Origin of the sequence: Microcystis sp. M049S2 (assembly GCF_020245625.1) — a bacterium.
Classification (GTDB): Bacteria; Cyanobacteriota; Cyanobacteriia; order Cyanobacteriales; family Microcystaceae; genus Microcystis; species Microcystis ichthyoblabe_A.
On the sequence record NZ_JADBUN010000048.1, the window covers coordinates 1 to 6,141 of the forward strand.

Annotated in this window: 6 protein-coding genes and 1 tRNA gene; 3 read left to right on the forward strand and 4 right to left on the reverse strand. The window is 40.1% G+C overall.

The genetic code is table 11. The annotated features are described in order from the left end of the window. Nucleotides 1-231 precede the first annotated feature (231 nt). Both IM496_RS04125 and IM496_RS04130 read left to right on the forward strand, forming a co-directional pair. A complete protein-coding gene (locus IM496_RS04125) occupies nucleotides 232-354 on the forward strand; it encodes a type II toxin-antitoxin system HicA family toxin (protein ID WP_409945523.1) in 123 nt (40 codons plus the stop codon). Beyond that, nucleotides 354-560 (forward strand): type II toxin-antitoxin system HicB family antitoxin, encoded by a 207-nt coding sequence (locus tag IM496_RS04130; protein ID WP_194014744.1) that lies wholly within the window; start codon nucleotides 354-356, stop codon nucleotides 558-560. The genes IM496_RS04125 and IM496_RS04130 overlap by 1 nt, the downstream gene beginning before the upstream one ends. 311 nt (nucleotides 561-871) lie before the next feature. Here IM496_RS04130 and grrM read toward each other — a convergent pair whose 3' ends face one another. The 4 genes from grrM to IM496_RS04150 all read right to left on the reverse strand — a co-directional run bounded on the left by grrM (nucleotide 872) and on the right by IM496_RS04150 (nucleotide 5,360). Then, the gene (gene grrM, locus IM496_RS04135; protein ID WP_194014742.1) at nucleotides 872-2,032 is read right to left on the reverse strand and encodes a cyclophane-forming radical SAM/SPASM peptide maturase GrrM/OscB; all 1,161 of its coding nucleotides are present in this window, start codon (nucleotides 2,030-2,032) and stop codon (nucleotides 872-874) included. Nucleotides 2,033-2,218: 186 nt separating this feature from the next. Further along, nucleotides 2,219-3,340 (reverse strand): murein transglycosylase A, encoded by a 1,122-nt coding sequence (mltA, locus tag IM496_RS04140; protein WP_287661304.1) that lies wholly within the window; start codon nucleotides 3,338-3,340, stop codon nucleotides 2,219-2,221. Between the two features lie 362 nt (nucleotides 3,341-3,702). Beyond that, nucleotides 3,703-5,034 carry a hemolysin family protein gene (locus tag IM496_RS04145; RefSeq protein WP_287661306.1) on the reverse strand — a complete coding sequence of 444 codons (1,332 nt, stop codon included), beginning with the start codon at nucleotides 5,032-5,034 and terminating at the stop codon, nucleotides 3,703-3,705. Between the two features lie 32 nt (nucleotides 5,035-5,066). After that, complete coding sequence (locus IM496_RS04150; RefSeq protein WP_287661307.1) at nucleotides 5,067-5,360, reverse strand: hypothetical protein; 294 nt, start codon at nucleotides 5,358-5,360, stop codon at nucleotides 5,067-5,069. Between the two features lie 64 nt (nucleotides 5,361-5,424). Here IM496_RS04150 and IM496_RS04155 point away from each other — a divergent pair. Then, nucleotides 5,425-5,497 (forward strand) — tRNA-Ile (locus tag IM496_RS04155). Nucleotides 5,498-6,141: the final 644 nt, after the last annotated feature.

Consider the following 6,141-nt stretch of genomic DNA (forward strand, 5'->3'; position numbering starts at 1 on the left):
TCCCCCTACTTAGGGTGATCAGCAAACCTGATCGATCGGAGGGCGCAAGCATTGCGCCCCTACAGTAACGGATTTTGTCCACAATGTAGGGGCGAACTGCGTTCGCCCAAAAGGTACATTATCAAAGCGCAAGTCCCTAACATGAAAGTTAGAGATGTAATTAGATTACTAGAATAAGATGGATGGTATTTATCGAGAATAAGGGGAAGCCACCGATAATTCAAACATTCTCTGAAATCAGGTTTAGTTACTGTTCCGGGTAAGCTGTCCGATGATTTAGCGATTAAGACTTTACGGAGTATTTTCAAACAAGCTCAATTGAATAAATATCTAGAAGAAGGAGACAATAACTAATGCGTTATGCGATTATTATCGAAAAAGCTGAAAATAATTATTCTGCTTATGTTCCTGATTTACCCGGTTGTGTTACTACCGGTAAAACCCTAGAGGAAATCGCAGAAAATATGAAAGAAGCAATTCAATTTCATCTGGATGGATTACAAGAGGAAGGGCTGCCAATTCCCCAACCAGGCACCTATTGCGAGTATATCGAAGCGTGACCGATAAACTGCATCCTGTCCGCGACTTTTATCTGTTAACATGGAACTGTAAACATAAGCTAAGACGCATTTAACCCGCTTATTCTTAGATTAGCCGAACCTCCCCCAATCCCTTTACTGTTGCCTTTTGCCGTTCGGACCTCGGTGTGAGACTTCGGCGTGAGCTCAGTCGAACGCTCGTTCGAACGCTGAGCTCACGGCCGAAGCCTTTTGCCTCTTGCCTCGTCTCAACAAGCAATTTAAATTACGAACAGCTTAGGAGATTATTTTATTTATTCTCCCCACACCCCACACCCTAACACCCGACTCCCCTAAACTTCTAATAAATTTTCTAGGCGATCGAGAACTATATCGGTGATACACTTAATCCGGTATAAACAGGCTTTAGTATCTGTGGAGTTGAAAGTGCCATTTTCCCAATATTTGTTACTACCAGCACCACCCCCACAAACCCCAAAATAATCGCATTTTTGCCGACATAAATCAACTCCACCGCGCATATCAGCGTAAATTTTTTGAAATTTCTCAGTTTCACAGATAGATTCTAGGGAATCTGTCAAAACATTACCAAAAATAAAATCGCCGTAGGGTTGGGTTTTAATCGATAGTAATTCCGGATCAAAGGTAGAAAAATTACCTTGGTTATCAAAATTGACAATCATAAAAGGTCGATTCATATCGGTATTTTCTAAGCGTTCATCGGCATAAATCAAACTACAGATCGATTCAAATTCCCGCAGCTTAAATTCTCCTTGTTTAGCCGTGACTAACTGCCAAAATCTGGCGATAAACTGGCGATAACGTTGTTCAATACCTAATTTATCTAAAGAAGATTGCGAATGAATCCCCTCGGTTTCTTCCATATTAAAAGCCACATCAGTAAGACCATGATCCCAAAAAAAGTTAAAAATTTCGTCGGGATAATCGAGGGAATCTTCTGTTAAAACAGCGATGATACTGACATCAATTTCATGTTTTTGCAAGAAAGAAATCCCCCGCATGGTAGCAGCATGACTGCCAGTTCCCTTGCGGGTTTGCCGGTGGATATCGTGAATGAAAGCCGGTCCATCAAGACTGACTCCCACATAAACATCATGCTTTTTAAATAATTCACACCAAGCATCGTTAATATAAGTGGCGTTAGTTTGTACTGAATGACGAAAACAGTAACCCTGCTGATTATATTTCTCGCTAACTTCTGCAATTTTAGCAAAAGCACTTTCATAAAAACTAATGGGAACTGCCAAGGGTTCGCCCGCGTGCCAGCAAATGGTAAAATTATCTTGGAGAAAACGACTACTAAAAACCCTCTGAAAAATCGGCTCGATTAAATCTAAGGATAGGGTATTTTTTAAATGGCGATCAGGTAAATAACAGTAATCACAATTAAGATTACAAAAAGAAGTCGGCTGCACGACTACTAAAGTAATTGGACCACAATCCGACCAATCTATATTTACGGTTTTTTTCATGATTCTATTGTTTAAATTCTCACTTAAGTATGATAACTGATTCTGGGAAGTCTATCTTAATTTTACCTATAGTAGAGCATTTTTCAGTCTGCTGAGGTACAAAAGTTATGGATTTTAGGCAAAAGGCAAAAGGCAAGAGGGAAGAAAAATAGGTGTACCTCACTAGCTTAGGAAACGCTATATTTCCTATTCCCTCAATAATAAATAATATAATTGACCCGGAGTATTAATTAAACCGGCTCGCTCGCCAGCATTTTTTCCTGTTCCCATAAAAATATCTACCCTCCCAGTACCTTTAATCGCGCTGCCAGTATCTTGATCGAGAACATAGCGACTCACTAATTTTTTATTAAGATTTTCCTGGGGAATTTCTGTCTCAATTACTGCTAAAGCACCGGGGGGAAAAATACTTTTATCTGTAGCGATCGATCTTTCTGGTAAAACCGGAACTCCAATACTACCAGTGGGAGGCGCACCGTGGGTTTCTCGAAAGAAAATAAACCGATTATTGCGGGGAATATAATTCTTTAATTGCTCGGGATTATTTCTGAGAAAATCCAAAACCATTGGTAAGGTTAAACCCTCAGCAGGAAAAATACCATCGGCAATCATTTCTTTTCCCAGACTTGTGTAGGGATGCTCGGTGTTGCCATCAAAACCAATGCTCATAATTTGACCATTAGGTAAACGTAATTTCGCCGAACCTTGCACATGAACTAAATAAGCTTCTAAGCGATCTTTTAACCAGACTAATTCGTATCCCGCTAGACGGCTATTTTCCCCTAGTAAACCATCTTTTCCCTCTAATTCTACCCTAGCTGGATGGGGTTTAGACCAGCGAGAAAAGTTAGCAGGTCGGCGATAGAGAGGATATTTATACTCGGCGTTTTTTTGCCGACTTGCTTGATAAATTGGCTCAAAATAACCAGTAAATTTAACATTTCCCTGGCTATCATTACCTAAAGAACGATACCAAATAAATTCTTTTTTAACTGCCTTTTGTAGAGCTGCGGGAGTGGGAGAATTCTGCACTAATTGACGAAACCTTACTAAGGAACGCTGCACTCGCTGACGAGTTATTTCTGGAATAGGATAATTTTGATAGGCACGGATCGCCGCCGAGCTATTCAGATAACGTAAACTATGATCGATCGCTTGTAGTAGGGTTTTTTTGTCCGTTAGCAGTCGTTCATCGTATCCCGTAGATGTTCCCAATTGTGAGATTTCAAGGCGTTCTAGGGGCAAATTTGCGGGGGTGAGGGCAATTAATCCCAAGCTGAGGGGGAGGATTGTCAAAAGGTGTTTCATGGTGACAGGAGTGGGCAGCTATTGACTCGATTATACTAAATCCGTTGAGTATAGGCTGCTTATGAGGACAGGCAATAGGCAATAGGCAATAGGCAATAGGCAATAGGCAAAAGGCAAAAGGCAAAAGGCAAAAGGCAATAGGCAATAGGCAAAAGGTAAAAGGCAAAAGGTAAAAGGCAATAGGCAATAGGCAATAGGCAATAGGCAAAAGGCAATAGGCAATAGGCAAAAGGTAAAAGGCAAAAGGCAATAGGCAATAGGCAATAGGCAAAAGAGGCAATAAATAATCAGTTTTTAATAACTGGATTTAGTATTAACAATCAGGAAGGATAAATGAGAAAAGTTGTTTCTTGTTTATATCCTTAGGATGGTTGTTGTCGATAAATCTTAATTTGTTCCAAGCGAGGGCCTACCTTAGAAATAATGGTAAATTCTAAATTTTGGTAATATAATTGTTCTCCCACCCTCGGTATTTTTTGCCAATGATGGAGGATAAAACCGGCTAGGGTTTGGTATTCATCGGCCAAGGGTAAGCTTAAATTTAATGCTTTGTTCACATCCTCTAAATTCATTTGTGCTTGTACGAGAAAAGTTGATTCATCGAGGAGTTGATATTCCACTGTTCCCGATTCATCACTAGGGGAAAAAGTTCCTAGAATCTCACCAATTAAATCTTTTAGGGTTAATAAACCGGCTGTTCTGCCAAATTCATCCACAATGATAACCATCTTTGAGGATGATTCCCGCATCACTGCTAGTAATTCATTTAAAGGAGTGGTTTCGGGGAAAAAACGCACAGGTTTTAACCAAGGTTTAATCGGTGTTGTTAAATTTAACTGACCTTCGGCAAGGGGTAAAGCTAAATCTTTAAAATCGATCAGACCACGGATATCATCACCAGAATCTCCTGTCACAGGATAACAAGAATAGCCACTGTTAACTACTTGGAGCAATAATTCCTCAAAAGTTGCAGTCGAGGAAATAGCTATTAAACGGTTATGGGGAACCATAATTTCTGCCGCAGTGATTTCGCTAAACTGGAAAACATTATTTAAAATTTTCCTTTCCGCTGCTTCTAATCCCGTTAATTCCCCTTCCATGCTGATAATTAATTGTAATTCCTCGGAAGTTACCCGACTAGAACGCTGTAGATCCACTTCGGGAATACGGGTTAAAACCAATAAAAAACGAGTTGATTGGTTGAGAATACCGATAAAAGGCTTAAAAATCCTAGAAATAACCCCAATAGGTGCAGCTAATAATCGCGCCATCGGTTCGGCATAAATTAAAGCTAGGGATTTGGGATAAAGTTCCCCAAAAACTATCTGGAGATAGGCAACAATTAAAAAAGCTAGACAAAGAGAGAACCCATGGGAGAGAAGATTTTGCCAGTTTAAAGAAAAGGGTAAAAAACTTAGTAATTTCTTCACAAAAACGGTCATGGTACTCTCCCCAATCCAACCTAAAGCTAAACTAGAAAGGGTGATACCTAATTGGGTAGTGGAAAGTAAGCGATCGAGACTTCTTTGTAGAGATTGGACCGTCTGCGCTGGCACATCTCCCGCAGCCACTAGCTGACTGATGCGGGTACGACGGACCGACACAAGCGAAAATTCCGCCGCTACGAAAAAAGCATTGAGGACGATTAGTAAAAAGACTAAAATTAAACGAGTCAATAAATCCTGATTATCCATAGCGAAAAGGCAAAATTCGCCTTTTTTAAAGCCTATCCTTTGGTTTCGTCCTTTGATTGCGGTTTGTTTTTCTGTTGTTGCATATAAACTCTCACTCTTTTAATTACTTCTTCTTCTTTCACGGGGATAAAAGTTTGATTGCGTCCATAACTGGTGCGATCGTTGGTAAACTTTTTAGCGGGGTTGATATCCGGTTGACTGACTCCCTTCAGGGAGGCGATTCCCAATTGATAGGCTACCCAACCGCTACCGAAACCGGCGGCTAACATGGCTACCATCAAAAGGAGTCCTAACTGCAAGGAGGTACTGATTGCAAATTTTTTCATCTTAGTGGGGCTGAATTTTCACGTTCAGAGTAATTACCGATCTATAATGAGTTAATAGTATAACCCAGGGTTGGCCGAGCGGTTGAGGCAACGAACTCATAATTCGTGCTAGGCAGGTTCAACTCCTGCACCCTGGATAGTTTTGATCGCTTTAGGCGACTGGCTTCCACTGCACTAGAGTAGGCGGCGGTGACGGATTACCTAACCATCCTCAGCTGCTTTGAGAACAAAAGTACGATCATTAATTTTATCCTTTTCATTTTTCAGGAAAGCTAAAAAAACACAAGAATCGCAGTAGTGTAGCTTTTTTGATCAACGAATTAATTACTTCCTCCCAAAATTCCGATCATTTCCTCAATGCTAGGTAAATCTTTTTTCTCAGGAAAAAGATCAATTGACTCAACTTTAATCCCGATTTTTTCCCCATCTTCTCTAGAGGTAACTATCCCCGATACAGAGACTCTTTTTTCTAGATAGGGTTTGCTGAATAATGGTAAAACCCTTTTAAAATAAGGATTTTGACCTGTTAAAAGCCTTATTTTATACTAAATCCAGTTATTAAAAACTGATTATTTACTTTCCGTTTTGCCTGAGTGCCTCTCCTCATAACTAGCCTCTACTCAACGGATTTAGTATTAATTCCTAGCCTGCATTATTCATGAAGACTTTGGAAAATCCTCGAAAGCCTTGGCAAGAAGTTCATCTAGCGATCTGGCTGAAAAACAGTCTGTTTTTTGAGATGTCCTCACAATCAGGTTTTTGCCAGTTGGTGAATAATGCA